At 63.4% G+C, this 20,769-nt stretch carries 20 protein-coding genes; 8 read left to right on the top strand and 12 right to left on the bottom strand.

The features are described 5' to 3' along the window. Nucleotides 1-43: 43 nt before the first annotated feature. The 3 genes from P3C39_RS23535 to P3C39_RS23525 form a co-directional block, all read right to left on the bottom strand. Complete coding sequence (locus P3C39_RS23535; protein WP_063169101.1) at nt 44-847, bottom strand: DUF1194 domain-containing protein; 804 nt, start codon at nt 845-847, stop codon at nt 44-46. Nucleotides 848-930: 83 nt separating this feature from the next. Next, nucleotides 931-2,757 carry an ABC transporter ATP-binding protein/permease gene (locus tag P3C39_RS23530; protein WP_275954255.1) on the bottom strand — a complete coding sequence of 609 codons (1,827 nt, stop codon included), beginning with the start codon at nt 2,755-2,757 and terminating at the stop codon, nt 931-933. Nucleotides 2,758-2,889: 132 nt separating this feature from the next. Next, entirely contained in the window at nt 2,890-3,672 is a 783-nt protein-coding gene (locus tag P3C39_RS23525; RefSeq protein WP_013529379.1) for a methyltransferase domain-containing protein, read from the bottom strand. A 137-nt stretch (nt 3,673-3,809) separates the two neighbouring features. Between P3C39_RS23525 and gloB the strand changes: the two genes are divergently transcribed. Both gloB and P3C39_RS23515 read left to right on the top strand, forming a co-directional pair. After that, nucleotides 3,810-4,577, top strand: coding sequence for a hydroxyacylglutathione hydrolase (gene gloB / locus P3C39_RS23520; RefSeq protein WP_027162918.1), 768 nt, complete (start codon nt 3,810-3,812; stop codon nt 4,575-4,577). A 22-nt stretch (nt 4,578-4,599) separates the two neighbouring features. After that, nucleotides 4,600-5,028, top strand: a complete 429-nt coding sequence (locus P3C39_RS23515) for a cupin domain-containing protein (protein WP_013529377.1) — start codon at nt 4,600-4,602, stop codon at nt 5,026-5,028. Between the two features lies 1 nt (nt 5,029). Here P3C39_RS23515 and P3C39_RS23510 read toward each other — a convergent pair whose 3' ends face one another. From P3C39_RS23510 to P3C39_RS23500, 3 genes are read right to left on the bottom strand one after another with little or no spacing between them, the layout of a single operon-like run. After that, on the bottom strand, nt 5,030-5,716 hold the full coding sequence (locus P3C39_RS23510; protein WP_024503745.1) for a lysoplasmalogenase: 687 nt from the start codon (nt 5,714-5,716) through the stop codon (nt 5,030-5,032). Beyond that, a complete protein-coding gene (locus P3C39_RS23505; RefSeq protein ID WP_127366678.1) occupies nt 5,713-6,624 on the bottom strand; it encodes an EamA family transporter in 912 nt (303 codons plus the stop codon). Before P3C39_RS23505 ends, P3C39_RS23510 begins: the two co-directional genes overlap by 4 nt. A 34-nt stretch (nt 6,625-6,658) precedes the next feature. Then, nucleotides 6,659-7,447 carry a DUF3108 domain-containing protein gene (locus tag P3C39_RS23500; RefSeq protein WP_027162921.1) on the bottom strand — a complete coding sequence of 263 codons (789 nt, stop codon included), beginning with the start codon at nt 7,445-7,447 and terminating at the stop codon, nt 6,659-6,661. A 258-nt stretch (nt 7,448-7,705) separates the two neighbouring features. Between P3C39_RS23500 and rpmB the strand changes: the two genes are divergently transcribed. From rpmB to P3C39_RS23485, 3 genes are all read left to right on the top strand, one after another. Then, nucleotides 7,706-8,002, top strand: coding sequence for a 50S ribosomal protein L28 (gene rpmB / locus P3C39_RS23495; RefSeq protein ID WP_013529373.1), 297 nt, complete (start codon nt 7,706-7,708; stop codon nt 8,000-8,002). Between the two features lie 184 nt (nt 8,003-8,186). Then, nucleotides 8,187-8,867, top strand: coding sequence for a queuosine precursor transporter (locus P3C39_RS23490; RefSeq protein ID WP_024503743.1), 681 nt, complete (start codon nt 8,187-8,189; stop codon nt 8,865-8,867). Between the two features lie 59 nt (nt 8,868-8,926). After that, entirely contained in the window at nt 8,927-9,598 is a 672-nt protein-coding gene (locus P3C39_RS23485) for a hypothetical protein (RefSeq protein WP_027162922.1), read from the top strand. 11 nt (nt 9,599-9,609) lie between these two features. On the opposite strand, the gene P3C39_RS23480 is transcribed toward P3C39_RS23485, so the two are convergent. The 4 genes from P3C39_RS23480 to P3C39_RS23465 all read right to left on the bottom strand — a co-directional run bounded on the left by P3C39_RS23480 (nt 9,610) and on the right by P3C39_RS23465 (nt 14,287). Beyond that, nucleotides 9,610-10,638: an esterase-like activity of phytase family protein gene (locus P3C39_RS23480; RefSeq protein WP_027162923.1), complete on the bottom strand. Its 1,029-nt coding sequence runs from the start codon at nt 10,636-10,638 to the stop codon at nt 9,610-9,612. Beyond that, nucleotides 10,635-12,536: a cobaltochelatase subunit CobT gene (gene cobT / locus P3C39_RS23475; protein WP_013529369.1), complete on the bottom strand. Its 1,902-nt coding sequence runs from the start codon at nt 12,534-12,536 to the stop codon at nt 10,635-10,637. The genes P3C39_RS23480 and cobT overlap by 4 nt, the downstream gene beginning before the upstream one ends. Nucleotides 12,537-12,547: 11 nt before the next feature. Further along, on the bottom strand, nt 12,548-13,534 hold the full coding sequence (gene cobS, locus P3C39_RS23470) for a cobaltochelatase subunit CobS (RefSeq protein WP_013529367.1): 987 nt from the start codon (nt 13,532-13,534) through the stop codon (nt 12,548-12,550). 123 nt (nt 13,535-13,657) lie between these two features. Then, a complete protein-coding gene (locus P3C39_RS23465; RefSeq protein WP_013529366.1) occupies nt 13,658-14,287 on the bottom strand; it encodes a J domain-containing protein in 630 nt (209 codons plus the stop codon). A 181-nt stretch (nt 14,288-14,468) separates the two neighbouring features. On the opposite strand from P3C39_RS23465, the gene P3C39_RS23460 reads away from it, so the two are divergent. Continuing rightward, complete coding sequence (locus P3C39_RS23460; RefSeq protein WP_013529365.1) at nt 14,469-14,771, top strand: BolA family transcriptional regulator; 303 nt, start codon at nt 14,469-14,471, stop codon at nt 14,769-14,771. 15 nt (nt 14,772-14,786) lie between these two features. Here the strand turns inward: P3C39_RS23460 and P3C39_RS23455 are convergent, their stop codons facing one another. Beyond that, on the bottom strand, nt 14,787-16,340 hold the full coding sequence (locus P3C39_RS23455; protein ID WP_275954256.1) for an acetolactate synthase large subunit: 1,554 nt from the start codon (nt 16,338-16,340) through the stop codon (nt 14,787-14,789). 100 nt (nt 16,341-16,440) lie between these two features. Then, nucleotides 16,441-17,247 carry an alpha/beta hydrolase gene (locus P3C39_RS23450; RefSeq protein WP_275954257.1) on the bottom strand — a complete coding sequence of 269 codons (807 nt, stop codon included), beginning with the start codon at nt 17,245-17,247 and terminating at the stop codon, nt 16,441-16,443. Nucleotides 17,248-17,489: 242 nt separating this feature from the next. Between P3C39_RS23450 and P3C39_RS23445 the strand changes: the two genes are divergently transcribed. Together P3C39_RS23445 and P3C39_RS23440 are read left to right on the top strand one after the other, a co-directional pair. Then, nucleotides 17,490-19,439: a PrkA family serine protein kinase gene (locus P3C39_RS23445; protein WP_063173809.1), complete on the top strand. Its 1,950-nt coding sequence runs from the start codon at nt 17,490-17,492 to the stop codon at nt 19,437-19,439. A 17-nt stretch (nt 19,440-19,456) separates the two neighbouring features. After that, entirely contained in the window at nt 19,457-20,767 is a 1,311-nt protein-coding gene (locus P3C39_RS23440; RefSeq protein ID WP_024503738.1) for a YeaH/YhbH family protein, read from the top strand. Nucleotides 20,768-20,769 lie beyond the last annotated feature (2 nt).

Here is a 20,769-nt window from a genome sequence, read left to right as displayed (position 1 = left end):
AACGGTTTTCCCTCCGGATTGCGTGAACCGCACTATCGAGAGCTCAGCGGTCAAGTTCGGGAAAATACGGATCCGATAAAAACCGCCTGTCCCGTTCGCCCTGCAGGCAGTCTATCGGCTTGGCCGCGTCGACGGGGGTGATTCTCGCCTTGTCCCGAATGCCGCTCACTTCGAGGATCAGCTTGCGCCGGATGGCTGTCGAAAACTCCGCGGCGGCATAGATGGGCAGCACGAAGGAACCGGGCCCGCCGGTCACGCATTGCGCGTAATACTGGTCGAGATGGCTGAAGGTGGGCGACGGGCTGATCAGGATCGGCAGGCCGTTGACGACGATGCCTTTGGCAGTCGCCGCATCACGCGTCGCGGTGACTGGCGGTCCGATATTGTTCGGTCCGTCGCCCGAAATGTCGATGACGCTACGTTCGCCCTGGAAAGACGTGCGGTCGAAAAGCTCGGCACCGAAGGCCAGCGCGCCGGAAATCGAAGTGCCGCGAAAGCTGCGGAACGGACGCGCCGCGACCTCGTCGGCAAAGCTGTTGGCGCTCTCGGCACTATCGATGATCTGCCAGCCGATGACCGCATCGTCGCGCACCGTGCCGGCCCACTCGAAATAGGTCAGCGCTATGCGGCCCGTGGCGCCGGCGCGGACAGCCTTGATGAAGTCGGGATGCCGCAGCGCCTCGACATAACCGGCGCGCTGCAGCGCGAACTCCTTCTCGTCCATCGACAGCGAGATGTCGACTGCCAGCACCAGCTCGACGTCGACGGCGAGCGCATCCCGCGGCGAGGCGGCGGGAGCAGCCTGGGCGCAGGCAAGACAGGCAAGCAGGCGCAGAGCATCAAGCATGGCCGTCGCCAGGTTGTTCTCCCGAAGAGCTTCCCTCGCGATCACGGCAAAATAAAGCTTTGCTTCCCGGTCCGGATATCAGGTCATTTCTTGCCGCGGGCGGCGACTGGCGGCGGTTCGATCGCGCCGGCTCTGACGCGGGCGGGCTTCAGCGCTGGCGCACCGGAATCCTTGACGATCGTCAACGCGCGCGGGAAGAAGTGGTTGTTGTGCTGGCCGCGCCCGATGTTGAGGATCGCTGTCCCCGGCAAACGCTTCTCGAGCATCGACAGCACGCGTCTTAGCGATGGGCCGTCGAATGCATCCAGCGCCTCGTCGATGATCACCCATTTCGGCTGCCGCAACGCGAGCCTGGCGAAGGCCAGCGAGCGCTGTTCGTCATCGCCCAACTCATGGTCCCAACGCCCGGCGCGGTCGAGCGATGAGGATAGCCGTCCCAGACCGACCTCGGCCAGCACCGCCGAAATGTCGGCATCGTCCGCCGGCGCGGGGCCGTTCGGGTGATCGAGGACTTCGCGCAACGTGCCGACCGGAAAATAAGGCACGCGCGGCACGAATATGGGGGTTTCTCCCGCCGGCAGGCCGATCCGGCCGCTTCCCCATGGCCACAGGCCGGCAATGGCACGAAAGAACAGCGTCTTGCCCGCACCGGGATCGCCGGTAATCATGACGCGCTCGCCGGGGCGGATTTCGACATGCGGGTCGGCGAGCCTGGTACAGCCCTCCGGCGAGGCCACTTCGAGCTTCTCGAAAGTCAGGCTGCCACTGACGTTTTGGCCAAAGGCGATGCGCTTTTCGGTGTCGTGCAGCGCATCGGTTTCATCGAGCGCGATGCGGAAATCGGCCACGCGCATCAGCGTGGCGCGCCAATCGGCGATGCTGCCGATGTTGTTGATGAACCAGCGCAAGGAGGAGTGGACCTGGTTGAAGGCGCCGACCGCCATCATCAGCCCGCCAAAGCTGATATCACCTGAGAAATAGACCGGCGAAGCAACCAGTATGGGTGCCACGACGGTGATCCAGCCATAGGTGTCGGTCACCCAGGACAGATTGATCTGGGCGGTGTAGATGCGCCGCATGGCGCCCAGCACCGTGCCGAGATCGAGTTCGAGCCGCCGCCTGGCGTCGGCCTCGCCATGATACAACGCAATGGCATCGACATTCTCGTTGACGCGCACCATCGAGGAGCGCAGCTCGGCTTCGCGTGTATAACGGTCGCTGTTCAGGCGGATGAGCGGCCGCCCGACCAGCCAACTCAGCCAGGAGGCGATGCCGGCGTAAAGGATGGCGGCCCAGACCATATAGCCAGGTATGGCCAGCGAGGTCCCGCCGATGTGGAACACGAAGCCCGAGGACAGCTCCCACAGCACGCCGACGAAGGACACGAGCAGGATGCATGACTGCAGCAGGCCGACGCCGAGATCGGTTGACAGATCGGACAGATGCGCGGCGTCCTGCTGCATGCGCTGGTCGGGATTGACGCCGATGGCGCCGGCATTGGCCAGCCGGAAGGCGCGCGCCGGCCGCATCCATTGATCGATCAGATCCAGCGTCAGCGCCTCGCGCAGCTTGAGCCTGATCATCTGGTTGAGCCAGGTCTGGCCGATATTGAGCACCAGAAGTCCCCCGGCTATGGCCGCGAAGACGAGGAGCTGGTGCAAGAAGGCCGCCATGTCGCGGCGGGCAAGCGCATCGTAGAAAGGCTGGTTCCAGCGGTTGAGCAGAACCTGGCCGATCGACGTTGCGATGATCACGGCCATGATGCCGACCGATGTCCACAGCAACCATCTGCGAACCGGCGATCCCGCAAGCGCCCGCCGGATCGTCATCACCTGATCGTGCAGGCTGCTGGCCTCGACCGCCACGGCAACCGGCTGAACGGCGGCGGCATTGTCCGGTTGATCAGCCATGGCCGAGGTCCTTGCGTCAGTGCTGCAACCGGATGGAGAAACTTGACAGGCGTTCGTATGGGCTGCCGGATGGGCTGTCGGTCTGCTTGCGACAGATAGGCAGGGAAACGACGTCAGGCACGCTTGCCGCGATCACGAAGCCGTCACCCGCGCAGCCAAGGGCTTGGCATCCGCTTTGTGACGGCCAAGCCGGGTGGCGCCATGCGGCGACAGCACCGGCACGAAGACGCGGCGCGATGCGCGCTGCGCCACCGGCACGCCTTGATAGAGCCGCTTCTGCGCCTCGACCACGATGACCCCGGAAAAGATCGGCCACAGCCGCCGGCCGGCGCGCTCCAGTACATTGTGGAAGCGCATCATGAAACGGCGCCGCGATGGCGGAAAGAACAGCGCATCGGACCAGGCGGCGGGCGTGAAATTGGCCTCGCGCAGCAGTTCCGTAAGCTGGCCGCGCGAAAAGGGCCGGCCGTTGCCGAATGGGGTGTGCTCGAAGCGCGCCCAGACACCGCGCCGGTTGGGCACGACGATGACCACCCGGCCGGCCGGCGACAGCACGCGCCAGATCTCGTTCAGCGTCTCACGCGGGTTCTCGACATGTTCGAGCGAATGGACGAGCAGCATGCGGTCGATGCAGGAATCGACCAGCGGCAGTTCCTCGTCGAAGACCAGTGCCGTCGCCGTCGGCCCCGTCGCCGGCCACACCACCGCGCCTTGCGTTGCCGGCATGAAGGCGAAGACCCGCTCGGCGTCGCTGCCGAACCGCTCCAGCCACGGCAAGGTGTAGCCCAGACCAACCAGCCGCTCGTTGGGAACGGCCGCCCATATCGACGACAACGCCATGGTGATCGAACGCTCGGCGAACCGGCCGAGCGTTGTCGAATAGAACGAGCGAAGATCGACGATGTCGGAATGCATGGCAGGGATGTAGCCGTGATGTCGCCAGGTTTCAACAAAAGGCCGCGACGACCCGACATTCCGGGAATGTCATTCGACATCCGGGATGACATCGACCCGCAAGCGCCCTATGTCTGCGGCCATAACGGAGAGATGTGATGCCGGTCGAAATCGAACAGTTCATGTGCCGCAGCGACAATTTCGGCGTGCTGGTGCATGACCCCAAAAGCGGCCAGACCGCGATCATCGATGCGCCCGAGGAAGCGCCAATATTGGCCGCGATAAAGCGCACCGGCTGGACGCCGACGATGATCCTGACCACACATCACCACATGGATCACGTTGAGGCCAATCTGACGCTGAAGGAGCGCTTCAAGCTGCGCATCGTCGGCCCGGAGGCCGAAAAGGCCAAGATCCCCGGCATCGACGAGACCGTCGAAGACGGCTCGGTTCTCCATCTTGGCGATGAAAGGATCGAAGTCATCGCCACCCCCGGCCACACTGCCGGCCACGTTTCCTATTATTTGCCGGCCTCGAGCGTGGCGTTCACCGCCGACACGCTGTTTGCGCTGGGTTGTGGGCGGCTGTTCGAATGCAAGCCGCCGGTAATGTATGATTCGCTGAAGAAGCTGGCTGCACTTCCAGCTGAAACGGCCATCTATTGCGGCCACGAATACACGCTCTCCAACGCCCGTTTCGCGCTGACCGTCGACCCGTCCAATTCAGCATTGAAGGAACGCGCCGCCAGGATCGAAAAGCTGCGCGCCGAGAACAAGCCGACGCTGCCGACGACGATCGGCGAGGAACTGTCGACCAATCCCTTCCTGCGCTGGCACGATCCGGCGATCCGCAAGCATCTTGGGCTGGAGAAGGCTTCCGACGCCGAGGTCTTTGCCGAAATCCGCAAGCGCAAGGACAACTTCTAGAGCCCGTGATATCGTCGACGCCATGACCAGCTCCGCCGAAATCATCGCGACGCTCGGGCTGAAGCCGCATCCGGAAGGCGGCTGGTATGCCGAGACCTTTCGCGATGGCACTGGCGGCGCGCGCGGCCATTCGACCGCCATTTATTTCCTGCTTGAGGAGCATCAGGTTTCGGCCTGGCACCGGGTCAAGGACGCCGCCGAGGTCTGGCATTTCCATGCCGGCGCCCCGCTGGCACTGGCAATGTGGGAAGAAGGCAGCACCGTTGTGGAGCAGGTGCTTGGAATCGATCTCGCAGCCGGTGAGCGGCCGCAGATCGTCGTGCCGGCGGGCTGGTGGCAATCGGCGCGCAGCCTCGGCGAATGGACGCTGGTCGGCTGCACCGTCGCGCCGGGCTTCGAGTTTGCCGCCTTCGAACTGGCAGCACCCGGCTGGCAGCCGAAACAACCGTAGCTCAATAAGAGCCCGGATATAGCAGGGACCCAAGCGTGATCGCGAGTTGGGCGGCGTAGTACAGCGCCCAGACGGCGAAGCGCATCCAGGCGCGGTGCGGCGAGATGGCGGCCACCAGGAATTTCTCCGTGGCGAGCAGCCCGTCGGATGCCATGAACAACAGCGCGCCGCCGATCACGGAGACGTTGCTGGTGGTCAGCGCCGAGATACCCATTGCCAGGATCGCAGCGACATAGACGGCGATCGGGATACGCAGGCCGGGACCGACGCGCCGCCACAGCGCCGCCAGCATGACGGCCGCAAACACCGCCATGGCGAGCGCGATCGCTCCGCGCCACGACTCGGCGCCAAGCACCCCCAACCCGCCACCGCTGCGCAGGAACAGCGCGACATAGACGATGTGGGCGACAAGAAAACTGGCCAGCCCGCCGAGAAAGGCCTTTTCACCGTCGCGCGACAGGAATGCGTCGCCAACGGCGCTGAGGGCGAGCGCGGCGGCGAGCAGCAGCGGGCCGCCCTGCAGCCCGGCCAGCACGGCAAGCATCGCCACGGCGAGCGTCTTTGCCGCCGAGCGGGCGAGCGTTGGTGGCATGCCAAGCGTAAAGGCGTAGATCACCGCCGCCGCCAGCGAAAAGATCAGTGTCGCATTGGCATTTGCGTCGATGCCGCCGGCAAACGGCATCGTCATGCCCCGGCTCCGCTTTGGGATGCCCTGGCTCCGCTCTCAGCCGCTGGTTTGCGCAGGAACAGCGACTTCGCTGCAAGTGCGGCCCCGCCGGTGATGAGCACGCAGGCGGCGAGGATGCGCAGCGACGGCTCGGCGACGCCGGCCGCGATCAGCACCAGCGTCGACAACAGCGGTGCGGCGTAGCTTGCAGCACCCAGCACCTGGATATTGCCGCGCTTGACGCCGATGTCCCAGGCATAGAAAGCAGCACCCACCGGCATCAGGCCAAGGCCGAGCACGGCCAGCCACTGGCCGGCACCGTCAGGCAGAACCGTCTGTTCCAGCGCCAGGTGGCAGGCGAGCGACAACACCGCGGTCGCTGCGCAGAACCAGGTGACGATGCTGGTCGGCACCGACGGGAAGCGCCGCGACAACAGCGAATAGGACGACCACAGCACGGCACAAACGGCGGCCATCGCATAGCCGAAGGCGTAACGTGCGTCGAAGGCGAGGCCCCCGCCCTTGGTGACGATCAGCACGGTGCCGGCAAGGCCGAGCAGCGCGCCGACGACATGGTTCCAGGCCAGTTTTTCGCCCGGCATCAGCGCCGAGCCGAGCACGATCAGCAAAGGCCATAGATAGGCGATCAGGCTCGCCTCCACCGCCGGCGCATTGCGCAGCGCGGTGAAATAGAAAAAGTGGTAGCCGAACAGCCCGGCAATGCCGATCAGCCACACCTGCGGCGGTATCTTCTGGCTCTTGTCGGGTGCCGGCATGAACAGCCGCGCGACCAGCCCGACACCGGTGCCGATCGAGAAGGTGATCGCCGACAAGAGGAACGGCGGCACCTGGCCCGACGCATCGGTGAGCAGTGCGAGCAGCGCCCACATGGCGACCGCCGAAAAGCCGATCAGTGTTGCGCGCCCCATTCTGTCTCCAGTGGCGCGCCAATTCTGCGCCTGGCTATTGTACCGCTTCGAAACGTCCGGCGCTGATGGTCAAGGTGCCGATCTGCGTGCCCACCGTGGCATGGATCGGCGCATATACGCCGGTTTGGCCGAGCGGTGCAAACGTCACCATCATGCGGCTTTTGCTCTTGAGATAGTTGAGCGCCTTGCGGCCCTTGCGATAGCCAGCCACCGGCTCGAAGCCCATCCGGCAGGTAACCGTGTCGCCCTTGTAGCCCGGCACCGAGATCGTGCCCTTCGAAGCGTAGGTCAGCGTCAGATCGGCGCGCATCTCGCCGTCGTAGAACTTTACCGTGCGGCCGCAGACCTGGTCGAGGCTGTCGGCATGGATGACGGTGGCAGCCATCGGATCGAGCACCGATGCCAGGTCGCCGGCACCGAGCGGCACCCAACTCTTGGGGTCGCGCCTGCCCGGCGCCGGGACGACCTGCGTCGAGGTGACCCTGCCATTTGCAAAGCGGATGTCGACCACCGATGCCTTCTTGCCGGAGGTGTAATCGGCGCGGAATGCCTGCGGCACCATCCTCTTGCCCGCAATCGTGCCTTTGGACGAGATCGTGCCACGCGTGTCGTCGAACAGTTTTGCCAACCCTGCCGCGCTGACGCTGCCTTCGATCGCGTAGGCGCCGTTCTCATAACGGCTGGAAAACGTTGATTTCGCTATCGAAAGTCCAAGGAACGACACCGTATACTCGCCCTTGAACGACTGCGGCGAGGCAGCAGACGCGGCGGACGGCAAGGCTGCGGCAAGCATGGCGGCAAAGGCATGTGACGAACGAAGCATGGCGGGATCGGGTCCTTGATTTTCGGCCGGAGGCGGGCAACTCCGGTCTGGCATGTCCCTATGAGACCGCTTATAGGATGAATTCCGGCCTTAATATGAAAATGCCGGGCGCGCCGTGGGCAATGCAGGAGCTTGACGCCTCGGCGAAATGCAACTATGGAACGCCAACTTTTTCCATAAGGCCGCCTGACCAGAACCGCGCGCCACCCGGCGTGGGCTTGAGTGTTTGGCAGACCCCGAGAACTGAAGGTTAGAACAATGTCCCGCACCTGCGAACTCACTGCCAAGGCAGTCATGTCCGGCAACAATGTGAGCCACGCCAACAACAAGACCAAGCGTCGCTTCCTGCCGAACCTCGTCAATGTGACGCTGATTTCGGAAGCGCTGAACCAAAATGTGCGCCTGCGCATTTCGGCCAACGCACTGCGTTCGGTCGAACATCGCGGCGGTCTCGACGCCTTCCTGGCCAAGGCCGACGTCAAGGAATTGTCGCAGCGCGCCCGTCTGCTGAAGAAGCAGATCGCCAAGAAGACCGCCGAGCAGGCTGCCGCTTAAACAGTTCAAAGGCGGGGGACGACCGCCCTGGCCAACATCTTGTTGGCCTCTGGCCAACATCTTGTTGGCCTTGGGGCATCGGATCGAAGCCGCAAGGTTTTGGCAATCCGGTGCCCACATATGAAGGCGAGCATCGCCCGCATGGGCATGATGCTTGGCTGGTTCCATTACCCAGGATAAAAAAATGACTTCCTTCTCGCGGTATTTGCCCTTCGTGGCCGCCATGGCGCTTGTCGTCGTGGCATCGAACATTCTCGTGCAATTCCCGATGCAGGGCCAGATCGGGGGCCTCTCGCTGGCCGACCTTCTGACTTGGGGGGCCTTCACCTATCCCTTCTCGTTCCTGGTCACAGACCTCGCCAACCGCCGCTACGGACCCACTGTGGCGCGCCGGATCGTCCTTGTCGGCTTCATGACGGCGGTGATCTGCTCGATCCTTGTCCCGCCCTTCCTGTTCCGTCACGGCCTGATCGAATTCGAGACCGCCGCCGACCGGCTGGTGCGTATCGCGGCCGCGTCCGGAGCGGCGTTCCTTTCCGCGCAACTGCTCGACGTCACCGTGTTCAACCGGCTGCGCCGGCAGAGCTGGTGGCGGGCGCCGATCATCGGCACGCTGGTCGGGTCGGTGTTCGACACCGCCGTGTTCTTCACCGTCGCTTTCTCGGCTGCCTTTGCCTTCGCCGGACCAAACGACGGCTTTGCGTTGGAAAACGCACCCTTGATGGGCGTCTTCCATGTCGAGGCGATGCGCTGGATCTCCTGGGCGCTTGGTGATCTCTCGGTGAAACTGATCATCGCCGTCGTCGCACTCATCCCCTACCGGCTGCTCGCCGCCCGCTGGAGCCAGCCCGCGGTTGCGGCTTAAACCATGATCCCGAAAAGTGGGACCCAGTTTTCGGAAAAGATCATGGTCGGACAAAGATCATGATCCCGTGGATCCAGCTCGATTCAGCGAAGACCCCAGACGGCGGACAAGAACTTCGCCTCAAGCGGCGCGGCACCGAATTCTCGATCATGCTGGGCACCAACGAGCTCATGAACAGCCGCCTCAGCGGTTCCGAGGAAGCGCTGGCAAAACTGTCCTGCGGGCGGATTGCCGGCCATAGCCAGCCAACAATCCTGATCGGTGGGCTTGGCATGGGTTTTACCTTGCGCGCCGCGCTTGCAGAATTGGCCAATGATGCCGGAATCGTCATCGCTGAACTGGTGCCGGCCGTTGTCGCCTGGGCGCGCGGTCCGATGGCCGAAATCTTTGGCGGCTGTCTCGACGATCCGCGCGTCACCATCCAGGAGACCGATGTCGGGCAGCTGATACGCTCGCAGCCCGCGGCCTGGGACGCCATCCTGCTCGATGTCGACAACGGCCCGGAAGGCATCGTCCACAAATCCAACGACGCGCTCTACAGCCTGCAGGGCCTCGCAGCCGCACGCAACGCCCTCAAGCCGGGCGGCGTGCTGGCGGTGTGGTCGCAAGGCCCCGACATCGGCTTCACGCGGCGGCTGAAGCAGGCAGGCTTCGGGGTCGAAGAGGTCAGTACGCGCGCCAACGGCAAGCGCGGCGCGCGCCATATCATCTGGATCGCCACCAAGACGTAAAGCCGGCGGGCTCAATCCTGGTGCAGGATGAATTCCAGATAGAGGTTGCGCTGCAGGATCGAGTGGTTGTCGTCGGAGATCAGCGACACCATCAGCGCGCCGTCGTCGCGGGTCCAGACGTCGAGCCCTTCCATATTGTCGATCTGGTAGCCCATGTCGGCCTCCAGCAGCACCGGCCCGTCGGCGACCGCGCCCTTCTCGACGCTTTCGCCATAGATGCGCCGCAGCCGCATCTTGACGCCCCTCGCCATCGAGAAACTGCGCTCCAGAAGCAGCAGATCGCCATCCGGCAGGAAGGCGCCGTCGGTGATGTCGAAATCGCCGTTGCGCTTGACAGTAAAGACGCCCTTGTGCGGCCCCTCGATGATGGCGGCATAGATGTTGCCGGCCTTGTCGAGGCTCTTTTCGGAGACCACGACCAGGCCGCCCTCATGCTGACCGTTGGCATTGGCGTGGGTGACGGTCTCGAAGCCGCGATTCTGGCGCAGCTCCTGGGCCGGAACGACGAAATCCAGCGGCTTGAACGGCGCCTTCATGTCGTTGGCGTCGATCTTGAACTGGGCGACGCGGTGGCTGCGCTCGAAGCCGACGGTGGCAATGCCGTCCTTGACCGCGAGGCCTTCCGCATCGACCTCCCATTTCCTGTCGATCGGCCGGCCGGTCTCGTCGACCATCTGCTGCATGCGGAAATTCTGGATGCCGGAGGGCCGCTTTTCCGCGTCGCGGACCACCGTGCCGAAGAACCAGAAGCCGGTGTCGGCAACGCCGATGAAGTCGCCGCCGGCCTTCAGGAAGCGGAAGGCCGACAGCGCGCCGAAATCGCGTGTCGGCGAGGTCATCTCCAGCCCGCCGACGAATTCGAAAGGGCCGAATTGCTTGTCGGCACGGCCAATGTGAAATTCGGTGATCGGGCGGGCCGAGATTTCGACCGGTTCGACAGAACCAGAGTCGGGCGAACCGGCTGCCGCCGAAGCCAAGCCGGAAAGCAGGGCGATGGCGGCGAAAAGCGTCTGCTGAAAGCCGCCGCGCCTGGAGATCATCCGGCGCGCCGCATACCACCGCCGCGCCGCGTATCCTTCGCGCTTTCCTCGGCAAACAGCGAAGCCAGCTGCTCGGTCATGGCGCCAGCCAGCTCCTCGGCATCGACGATGGTGACGGCGCGGCGGTAGTAGCGCGTGACATCGTGGCCGATGCCGATGGCCAAGAGTTCCACCGGCGAACGCGTCTCGATCAGCTCGATGACGGCGCGCAGATGGCGTTCGAGATAATTGCCCGGATTGACCGACAGCGTCGAATCGTCGACCGGCGCGCCGTCCGAGATCATCATCAGGATCTTGCGCTGCTCGGGCCGGGCGATCAGCCGGTTATGCGCCCACAGCAGCGCCTCGCCGTCGATATTTTCCTTGAGCAGGCCTTCGCGCATCATCAGGCCGAGATTGCGCCGTGCCCGCCGCCACGGATGGTCGGCCGATTTGTAGATGATGTGGCGCAGATCGTTGAGCCGGCCAGGATTCGGCGGCTTGCCGTCCTTCAGCCATTTCTCGCGCGCCTGCCCGCCCTTCCACGCCCGCGTGGTGAAGCCGAGGATCTCGACCGAGACGCCGCAGCGCTCCAGCGTGCGCGCCAATATGTCGGCGCAGGTGGCGGCGACCGTGATCGGCCGGCCGCGCATCGAGCCGGAATTGTCGAGCACCAGCGTCACCACCGTGTCGCGGAACTTGGTGTCGCGCTCCTGCTTGAACGACAGCGGCTGCATCGGATCGATGACGACCCGCACCAGCCGTGCCGGGTCGAGATAGCCCTCTTCCAGGTCGAAGTCCCAGGAGCGGTTCTGCTGCGCCATCAGCCGGCGCTGCAGGCGGTTGGCCAGCCGCCCGACGACGCCGGACAGGTTGGCGAGCTGCTTGTCGAGGAAGGCGCGCAGCCGGTCGAGCTCTTCTTCTTCGCACAGCTCCTCGGCGCCGACCGTCTCGTCGAAAGCGGTGGTGAAGACCTTGTAGTCGATCTCTTTCGGCAGATTGGTGAAGGGATTGTCGTTGCGGCGCGCTTCGCCGGGTGTTTCGGCATCGGCGTCGTCATCGTCGGACAGATCGTCGGCGGTGGCGTCGGAGGCTTCCGTCTCGGCCGACTGCTCGTCATCGGCCGAAGCTTCGGCATCCTCGGACTGCGACTGCTCGGAGCCGGAATCCTCTTCGCCGCCCTCCTCGCTCTGCTCCTCGCCTTGCGGCTGGTTGTCGTCATTGTCCTCGGAATCTTCCGTCTCCTGGTCGTCGCCGAGTTCCTCGGCCATCTCCATGGAGGCGAGCATCTCTCGCACGACCCGGGCGAACGCCTGCTGGTCGCCGAGCTTGGCCGACAATCCGTCGAGGTCGGCCTTGGCCTTCTCCTCGACCCAGGGGCGCCAGAGCTCGACCAGCCGCTCGCCGCTTTTCGGGACCGGACGGCCGGTCAGCTTCTCGCGCACCATCAGGGCAAGAGCTTCCTCGATCGGCGCGTCGGCCTTGTCCTTGATGTCGACGAGGTTGGCCTTGGCGTATTTGTCCTCCAGCATCGAACCGATATTGTCGGCGACGCCCTGCATGGCGCGAGACCCGATCGCCTCGACGCGGGCCTGCTCGACCGCGTCATAGATGGCGCGGGCCGCCTTGCCTTCCGGCGCCAGCTTGGTGTGGATGCGCACATCGTGGCAGGCGCGCTTCAGCGCCATGGAATCGCCGAGGCCGCGGGTGATCGCAATATCGGTCTTCGACGCCTTCTTCGGCAATTCGGGCAAGCGCGCACGGCTGCCGGCGAGCGCCGGCCGGTCCTTGGCGAAACCGACTTCCAGTTCCTTGTCGCCGGCAATGGCGCGCATGCAGACGGTGACGGCACGCTTGAAGCTGTCGGCTTCAGACCCCGTCTTCGACTTGTTGCGCGTGTTGTCGCCCGGCCCCGCCATTGAGACTGTGCTTACCCCAGCACCACGTTGGCGGCGCTCTCGGGCAAATCCTCGCCGAAGGCGCGCTGGTAGAACTCGGCCACCACCGAGCGCTCCAGTTCGTCGCACTTGTTGAGGAAGGTCAGCCGGAACGCCATGCCGATATTGCCGAATATCTCGGCATTCTCGGCCCAGGTGATCACGGTGCGCGGGCTCATCACGGTCGACAGATCGCCGTTGATGAAGGCCGAGCGCGTCATGTCGGCGACGCGCACCATCTTGTTGACGATGTCTTTGCCCTTGCCGTCGCGATAGTGCTTGGCCTTGGCCAGCACGATGGCGACTTCGTTGTCGTGCGGCAAATAGTTCAGCGTGGTGACGATCGACCAGCGGTCCATCTGCGCCTGGTTGATCTGCTGGGTGCCGTGATAGAGGCCGGTGGTGTCGCCAAGGCCGACCGTGTTTGCGGTCGAGAACAGCCGGAAGGCCGGATGCGGGCGAATGACCCGGCTCTGGTCGAGCAGCGTCAGCCGGCCCGACGATTCCAGCACGCGCTGGATGACGAACATCACATCCGGACGGCCGGCATCGTACTCGTCGAAGCACAGCGCGACATTGTGCTGGTAGGCCCAGGGCAGGATGCCGTCGCGGAATTCGGTGATCTGCAAACCGTCCTTGACGACGATCGCGTCCTTGCCGACGAGATCGATACGGCTGACATGGCTGTCGAGGTTGACGCGCACGCAAGGCCAGTTGAGGCGGGCGGCGACCTGTTCGATATGGGTCGACTTGCCGGTGCCGTGATAACCCGACACCATGACGCGGCGGTTGTAGGCAAAGCCCGCAAGGATCGCCATCGTCGTGTTCTTGTCGAACAGATAGTCCGGATCGATGTCCGGCACATGCTCCGATGTCACCGAATAGGCCGGCACCACCATCTTGGACTCGAAGCCGAATTTCTCCTTCACCGACACCGTCGTGTCGGGCAGGTTGGCGATGTCACGATCGACCTTGTTCATATCTCTCAACGTCTCCACGGGCGAAACGTCTGATTTCGCCGGCAATCGATTTTGTCCGGGGGCGGTCTTAGAGCCTTTTCCAACCTTATGAAAGTTGGAAAACGACACGAACCGTATGGCCGCTCAGCACAGGCCCGCCTGTTTGAGCACGCGATAGGCCTGCAGCACATCGCGGAACCGGTCTTCCGAACCTCTGTCGCCACCATTCGCATCCGGATGGTGCAGTTTCACCAGTTCCTTATAGCGCGCCTTGATCTCCTTGCCAGTCGCCTTTGTATCAAGACCAAGCGTTTCCAGCGCCTTGGCCTCAAGCGGCTTGGCCTTGCGCTCGCGCGCCTCGCGCGGATCCTTGGGTCCCTTGAACAGGTCGAACGGGTCGCGCATGCGGTTATAGTAGCCGGCGCGGCCGGAACGCATCTGGGCCATATCGGGCGACGACCGGGTCGAGGCCCCGTTGGCGCCCATCTTCCAGGTCGGCCGGTGCCCGGTCATGGCTTCCTTCTGGAAGCGCGCGACCTCGGTGTCCGGTACGCCGGAAAAGTAGTTGAAGCCCTTGTTGTACTCGCGCACATGATCGAAGCAGAAGTGGAAATACTCACCCTCCTTCATGCGCCCGACCGGCGCACGATGGGTGCCCGCTTCCTTGCAGCCGTCCCACTGGCAGATCGGCGAGTGCGACTTCAGCTCCGCGTCCTTGTCGGGGCGGACGCGAATCTTCTCGAAATATTTGGGGTACGGCTTCATCTTACCCATTTATGGGGCGTTCGCAGATGCGAAACAAGAATTGACATTTTCGCGATCATCGCCCTAACCGCTGAATCGCGGCATAAAGCAGGCGAATGGCGGATTTTGTTGCGCGGCGGCGGCCCCTCGCGAAACCGATTTTCGGTTTCCAGGCCGAGACGCCAACGATATGTGGTGAAGGGAGATGGCGATGTCCATACAGGCGACCATGGAAGACAAGCTCAACAAGGCATTTTCGCCGGACAGGCTGGTTATCATCAACGAGAGCCATCTCCATGCCGGCCACCACCATCACGGCTCCGACCATCACGGCACTTACGACGGCACCGGCGAGACGCATTTTCGCGTCCGCGTCGTCGCTTCCGCCTTTGCCGGCATGAGCCGCATCGACCGTCACCGCGCCGTCAACGAACTGCTTGCCGACGAACTGAAGGCCGGCGTGCATGCGCTGGCGATCGAACCCGCGGCTCCCGGCGAAAAGACCCGCTGGTAGGTCGCTTCCCCGCGCTCAGAGCACCGCTTCGATGAGGAACGGCCCGCGCCGTGACAGCGCACTGTCCAGCAACGCGTCGAAGCGCTCGCACGTATCGGCGCGAGCCGCCTCCACGCCCATGCCTTTGGCCAGCGATACCCAGTCGAGCGAGGGATGGTCGAGGTCGAGCATGCGCCTGGCGTTCTCGCCGATGGCGCCGACGCCGACATTCTTCATCTCGCCATGCAGGATCGCATAGGTTCGGTTGGAAAACACGATCGTCACCACGTCGAGCTTTTCCCGCGCCTGCGTCCACAATCCCTGCACCGTGTACATGCCGCTGCCGTCGGCTTCGAGATTGACCACCTTGCGGTCGGGACAGGCGATTGCCGCCCCGGTCGCCATCGGGATGCCGCCACCGATCGATCCGCCCGTGCCCATCATGTAGTCGTGCGGCGCGGCAAAGGCCGACAGCGCGAAGAAACGCCTGGCCGAGGTGACCGCTTCATCGCAGACGATCGCATCGGCCGGCAGTTTGCGCGCCACCGAAAGTGCGACGGCATCTTCCGTCAGCTTGCCGTTCGGCGTTGCCTCGTCGGGAAAAGCGGCCGCCAGCACCTTGTGTTGCGACGGCTTGATGCCAAGTTCGTCGCGAAGCGCCTCCAGCGCCGCATGCAGATCGTCGCCATGGGCGGCCAATGTCAGCACCTCGCAGCCTGCCCGGACAAGCCGTCCCGGTTTTCCCGGATAGGCGAAGAAGGCAACCGGCTCCTTTGCGCCGACCAGGATCAGAACATCGACGTCGCTCAGCACAGCCATCGCCGCATCGACCGGATAGGGGATGCGGATCGGCGCGACACGCCCGCGCCCGCGTTGCATCCGTGCGATCAGAACCTCGCCGAACAGCCGGACGTCGCTGCCCGTCGAGATCTGCCCGGCGATGGCGAGCGCATCGGCGCGCGCGGCCTTTCCGCGAACGATCATGCCGGCCCGGCCCGGAGCGGCACGGATCGCCGCGGCGATCTTGCGTACCGCGTCCATATCGACGGCCGGCGTCGGCGCCAACGTCACCTTGCCGGGCAAAACCGCGTCGACTTCGCCCCAGGCGGCATCCGCCGGCAGGATCAGGGTCGCGACGCCGGGTGGTGTCAGCGAGGCGCGAAAGGCCGCTTCAGCTGCCAGCACGACATCGGCCGGACCCTTGACGCGGCCGACCCAGTTGGACATCGGCGCCGCAAGGCTCTCGATATCGCTGGTGAGTGGGGCATCGAGCGGCAGATGGTAAGAGGCGTGGTCGCCGACGATGTTGATCATCGGGCTGAAGGCACGCCGGGCATTGTGCATGTTGGCCAGCCCATTGGCCAGGCCGGGACCGGTATGCAGCAGCGTCGCGGCCGGCCGATCGGTCATCCGCGCATAGCCATCGGCGGCACCCGTCACCACGCCTTCGAACAGCCCGAGCACGCAACGCATTTTCGGCTTGCGGTCAAGCGCTGCAACGAAGTGCATTTCGGAGGTGCCGGGATTGGCGAAGCAGACCGTCACATCATTGGCCAGAAGCACGTCACACAGGACATCGGCGCCGTTCATGCAATTCCCTCCCGCTCAAGATCGCAGAGCAGCTGCACCCGCGAGCACCTGCACAGCAATGTCCTGCCGCTACTTTTGATCTAATCCAGTGCCGTAAAGATCAGCCAACCGTCGATTTCAGGAATGCCAGCGCGGCCGCGGTCAGCGCGTCGCCGTCCTCGCCGAAATCGCGATTGATCGACATATGCGTATAGGCGCTGCCGTCGAACAGCGTAACCTTGGTGCCCGTCGAGCGCAGGCGCTCGGCAAAGGCCTTGGAGTCCTCGCTCCGGCCCGATGCCCGCGAATAGGCGATGAAAGTCGGCGGGTGCTTGCGGCCGTCGACATAGCTGGCCGGCGAAAGTGCCGCCCATTGCGCGGGATCGGAAAAGACGCGGGCATAGGCCCGGACCATACCGCCATTCTTGGCAAGTGCTGCAAGATCATAGGCCCTGGTGTCGTCGAGGATGAGCGCGGCTATGCCCGGCAATCCGCTGCGCATGCCGGTCAGCGCAACCAGATGGCAGCCGGCCGAATGGCCCATGCCGACGATGCGGTTGGGATCGCCGCCATGCCGGGCGATGTTGGCCCTGATGTAAGCATAGGCCTTTTCGACGTCACCAGCCTGGGTGGCGACATTGGCCTGCGGCAGCATGCGGTAATCGATGGAGACGAAGCAGAAGCCGTTGGCGAGCAGGAAGGCCGGTTTGGCGTCCACCTGACTGCGTTTGCCAAACTGCCAGGTGCCGCCATGAACGAAAACCACGACCGGCAGGCCGATTGCACCATCGGGCGCGTAGATGTCGAGCTTGGCCGGCCCGTAGTCGAAGGTTTCTGGCGTGGGCCGGCGTGTTTTCCACGCGGCCGACGCTTCCAACGGCAGCATCGCCGCCATGGAGGCCATGATCAGGCTTCGTCGATCGATCATCATTGTCTCCTGGCAAGGCAAGACTGCACGCGGCCGCCCCAGCCGTCCAGTCAGGGGTTCGCAACACACCCGCTACCCGCGCTGAATACGGCTCCGCAACGAGCGCTTTGGTCTCGCGGAGTAGCCTCAATCCTTAAGATCGCGGCCACCTCTTCACATGAAGGGAACAAACGGTGCCCCCCGGCAGTTGAATGCGAGACGAGCCGAATGGAAGCCACAGCGGCTCCGAGGGCAAAAGCATCATGCGAGAGAACCAGTCTGACGTCTTCGATCTCTTTTCGGAAATTTACACCAACGCGGCGCAGGAAGAGATCAGCATCCAGCAATATCTCCTTGCCTGCCGCGAGGACAAGTCGATGTATGCCTCGGCGCCTGAACGGATGGTCGAGGCGATCGGCGAGCCGAACCTGGTCGACACCAGCAAGGATGAGCGGCTCGGCCGCATTTTCTCCAACCGGACCCTGAAAGTGTACCCCTCCTTCGCCGATTTCTACGGCATGGAGGATACAATCGAGCGCATCGCCGGCTATTTTCGCTATGCGTCCCAGGGGCTCGAGGAGCGCAAGCAAATCCTCTATTTGCTCGGCCCGGTGGGCGGCGGCAAATCCTCCCTTGCCGAGCGGCTGAAGAAGTTGATGGAACAGCGTCCGATCTACACGCTGAAGGTCGGCAACCAGGTCAGCCCGGTTTTCGAATCGCCGCTTGGCCTTTTCCATCCCGATCGCATGGGCGACCTGCTGGAGGATAAATACGGCATTGCACGACGCCGCTTGAACGGGCTCATTTCGCCATGGGCGGCCAAGCGCCTCGACGAACTTTCCGGCGACATTTCCAAGTTCAGCGTCGTCAAGCTGATGCCGTCGCGACTGCGCCAGATCGCCATCGCCAAGACCGAGCCCGGCGACGAGAACAATCAGGACGTCTCGGCCCTGGTCGGCAAGGTGGACATCCGGCAATTGGAAAACTTCAGCCAGTCCGATCCGGACGCCTATTCCTATAGCGGTGGACTGAACCGGACCACCCAGGGCCTGCTTGAATTCGTCGAAATGTTCAAGGCGCCTATCAAGGTCCTGCATCCGCTGCTGACGGCCACCCAGGAAGGCAGCTACAACGGCACCGAAAATTTCGGCGCCTTTCCCTACCAGGGGATCATCGTGGCCCATTCCAACGAGTCGGAATGGCTGCAATTCAAGAACAACAAGAACAATGAGGCTTTCCTCGATCGCATCCTCGTCGTCAAGGTGCCGTATTGCCTGCGGATAACCGAAGAGCGGCAGATCTACGAGAAACTGTTGCGGGAGAGCGAATTGGCCGCCAGTCCCTGCGCTCCAGAGGTGCTGGACATCCTCAGCCGGTTTACCGTCTCGACCCGCTTGGCCGAGCACGACAATTCGCCGCTCTACACCAAGATGCGCGCCTATGATGGCGAGAACCTCAAGGAAGTCGACCCCAAGGCAAAGTCGGTTCAGGAATATCGGGACGCCGCCGGCGTAGATGAGGGCATGGCAGGCGTCAGCACGCGCTTTGCCTTCAAGATCCTGTCGCAGACCTTCAACTACGACACCGAAGAGGTGGCCGCCGACCCCGTGCATCTCATGTACATCCTGGAGGAGGCAATCAAGCGCGAACAGTTTCCGAAGGAGACGGAAGCCGCCTATCTGGAGTTCATCAAGTCCGAGCTGGCCGCGCGGTATGCCGAATTCATCGGCCATGAGATCCAGAAAGCCTATCTGGAATCCTACAGCGAGTACGGCCAGAACCTTTTCGACCGCTACATCGCCTATGCCGACGCTTGGATCGAAGACCAGGACTACAAGGATCCCGACACAGGCCAGATCCTCAACCGCGAGGTTTTGGACAACGAGCTTTCACAGGTCGAAAAACCGGCCGGCATCGCCAATCCCAAGGACTTCCGCAATGAGGTGGTGAAATTCACCCTGCGCGCCCGTGCAAGAAACCATGGCCGCAACCCGGCGTGGACAAGTTACGAAAAGCTGCGGGAAGTCATCGAAAAACGCATGTTCGGCCAGGTCGAGGACCTCCTGCCGGTGATCAGTTTCGGCTCCAAGCAGGACAGTGTCACGGAAAAGCGGCACAATGAATTCGTGCAGCGGATGGTCGAGCGCGGCTACACCGAGCGGCAGGTGCGTCGCCTTGTGGACTGGTACATGCGGGTGAACAGGGCGGGTTAGAGAACCCGGATGGTTCCATGCCGATCTTCATCGACCGCCGCCTGAACCCGAAAGACAAAAGCCTCGGCAATCGCCAGCGCTTCCTGCGACGCGCGCGCGAGGAATTGAAACGCAGCATACGCGATCAGATCCGCACCGGCAGGATCGCCGACGCGGATTCCGAGCATGCCGTGCGCATGCCCGAAAGAGGCACAAGCGAGCCGAGCTTCAACAACGCCCGCGACAGCGGCAGGCGCCAGCACATCTTGCCGGGCAACAGGCATTTCTCCGCTGGAGACCTGATCCCCAAGCCCGGCGGGGGCGGCGGGGGGGCATCGTCGCCGGGAAACAAGGCATCTGAAGACGACTTTCGTTTCGTGCTGTCGCGCGAGGAAGTGCTCGATCTTTTCTTCGAGGATCTCGAGCTCCCGGACATGGTCAAGCTCAACCTCAAGGAGATCCTTGCCTTCAAGCCGCGCAGAGCCGGCTTCGCCGCCACAGGTTCGCCGACCAACATCAATGTTGGCCGCACGATGCGCAACAGCCACGGCCGCCGCATTGCGCTGAGGCGCCCCAAGCAGGTCGAACTGGATGCGATCCTCGAGGAAATCGCCTCGCTCGAGTCGACGCCATCCAGCGCCGACGCGCGCCAGCGTATTGCGGCATTGCGCGAAGAACTCGACCGGCTGGAACGCCGCCGCCGCCGGATTGCCTATGTCGATCCGGTCGACATCCGCTTCAACCGCTTCGATTCCCGGCCGGTGCCGAACGCCAATGCCGTCATGTTCTGTCTTATGGACGTGTCCGGGTCCATGGGCGAGCGCGAGAAGGATCTGGCCAAGCGCTTCTTCGTCTTGCTGCACCTGTTCTTGAAACGGCGCTACGACCGCATCGAGATTGTCTTCATCCGCCACACGCACCTGGCTCAGGAGGTCGACGAGGAAACATTTTTCTACAACACCCAAAGCGGCGGCACCGTCGTTTCCACCGCGCTGGAGGAAATGCACCGTATTATCACCAGCCGCTACCCGGCCCATGACTGGAACATCTATGCCGCCCAGGCCTCGGACGGCGACAATTTCGCCGGCGATTCGGAGCGATGCATTTCGCTGCTCAATGGCGAGCTCATGCGGCTGTGCCAGTATTTTGCCTATGTCGAGATCATCGACGAGCGTGAAGCCCATATTTTCGGCTCGACAGAAAACGGGACATCGCTGTGGCGTGCCTACAACTCCATCGACCAGAAATGGCCGAACTTCCAGATGAGCCGCATCGCCACACCCGCCGATATCTATCCGGTTTTTCGCCAGCTCTTTGGCAGGCAGCCGGCCGCCCTCAAGAGGGCATGAGG

The sequence above is a fragment of the Mesorhizobium sp. XAP4 genome, assembly GCF_029269325.1.
Lineage (GTDB): Bacteria > Pseudomonadota > Alphaproteobacteria > Rhizobiales > Rhizobiaceae > Mesorhizobium > Mesorhizobium ciceri.
The sequence above is the reverse complement of the archived record's forward strand: the minus strand, read 5'-3'. Positions and strand labels throughout refer to the sequence as shown.

What these genes read in the sequence shown, in the direction of transcription:
- P3C39_RS23535 (WP_063169101.1), bottom strand. Translation starts at nt 847, where the DNA reads ATGCTTGATGCTCTGCGCCTGCTTGCCTGTCTTGCCTGCGCCCAGGCT.
- P3C39_RS23530 (WP_275954255.1), bottom strand. Translation starts at nt 2,757, where the DNA reads ATGGCTGATCAACCGGACAATGCCGCCGCCGTTCAGCCGGTTGCCGTG.
- P3C39_RS23525 (WP_013529379.1), bottom strand. Translation starts at nt 3,672, where the DNA reads ATGCATTCCGACATCGTCGATCTTCGCTCGTTCTATTCGACAACGCTC.
- gloB (WP_027162918.1), top strand. Translation starts at nt 3,810, where the DNA reads ATGCCGGTCGAAATCGAACAGTTCATGTGCCGCAGCGACAATTTCGGC.
- P3C39_RS23515 (WP_013529377.1), top strand. Translation starts at nt 4,600, where the DNA reads ATGACCAGCTCCGCCGAAATCATCGCGACGCTCGGGCTGAAGCCGCAT.
- P3C39_RS23510 (WP_024503745.1), bottom strand. Translation starts at nt 5,716, where the DNA reads ATGACGATGCCGTTTGCCGGCGGCATCGACGCAAATGCCAATGCGACA.
- P3C39_RS23505 (WP_127366678.1), bottom strand. Translation starts at nt 6,624, where the DNA reads ATGGGGCGCGCAACACTGATCGGCTTTTCGGCGGTCGCCATGTGGGCG.
- P3C39_RS23500 (WP_027162921.1), bottom strand. Translation starts at nt 7,447, where the DNA reads ATGCTTCGTTCGTCACATGCCTTTGCCGCCATGCTTGCCGCAGCCTTG.
- rpmB (WP_013529373.1), top strand. Translation starts at nt 7,706, where the DNA reads ATGTCCCGCACCTGCGAACTCACTGCCAAGGCAGTCATGTCCGGCAAC.
- P3C39_RS23490 (WP_024503743.1), top strand. Translation starts at nt 8,187, where the DNA reads ATGACTTCCTTCTCGCGGTATTTGCCCTTCGTGGCCGCCATGGCGCTT.
- P3C39_RS23485 (WP_027162922.1), top strand. Translation starts at nt 8,927, where the DNA reads ATGATCCCGTGGATCCAGCTCGATTCAGCGAAGACCCCAGACGGCGGA.
- P3C39_RS23480 (WP_027162923.1), bottom strand. Translation starts at nt 10,638, where the DNA reads ATGATCTCCAGGCGCGGCGGCTTTCAGCAGACGCTTTTCGCCGCCATC.
- cobT (WP_013529369.1), bottom strand. Translation starts at nt 12,536, where the DNA reads ATGGCGGGGCCGGGCGACAACACGCGCAACAAGTCGAAGACGGGGTCT.
- cobS (WP_013529367.1), bottom strand. Translation starts at nt 13,534, where the DNA reads ATGAACAAGGTCGATCGTGACATCGCCAACCTGCCCGACACGACGGTG.
- P3C39_RS23465 (WP_013529366.1), bottom strand. Translation starts at nt 14,287, where the DNA reads ATGGGTAAGATGAAGCCGTACCCCAAATATTTCGAGAAGATTCGCGTC.
- P3C39_RS23460 (WP_013529365.1), top strand. Translation starts at nt 14,469, where the DNA reads ATGTCCATACAGGCGACCATGGAAGACAAGCTCAACAAGGCATTTTCG.
- P3C39_RS23455 (WP_275954256.1), bottom strand. Translation starts at nt 16,340, where the DNA reads ATGAACGGCGCCGATGTCCTGTGTGACGTGCTTCTGGCCAATGATGTG.
- P3C39_RS23450 (WP_275954257.1), bottom strand. Translation starts at nt 17,247, where the DNA reads ATGATCGATCGACGAAGCCTGATCATGGCCTCCATGGCGGCGATGCTG.
- P3C39_RS23445 (WP_063173809.1), top strand. Translation starts at nt 17,490, where the DNA reads ATGCGAGAGAACCAGTCTGACGTCTTCGATCTCTTTTCGGAAATTTAC.
- P3C39_RS23440 (WP_024503738.1), top strand. Translation starts at nt 19,457, where the DNA reads ATGCCGATCTTCATCGACCGCCGCCTGAACCCGAAAGACAAAAGCCTC.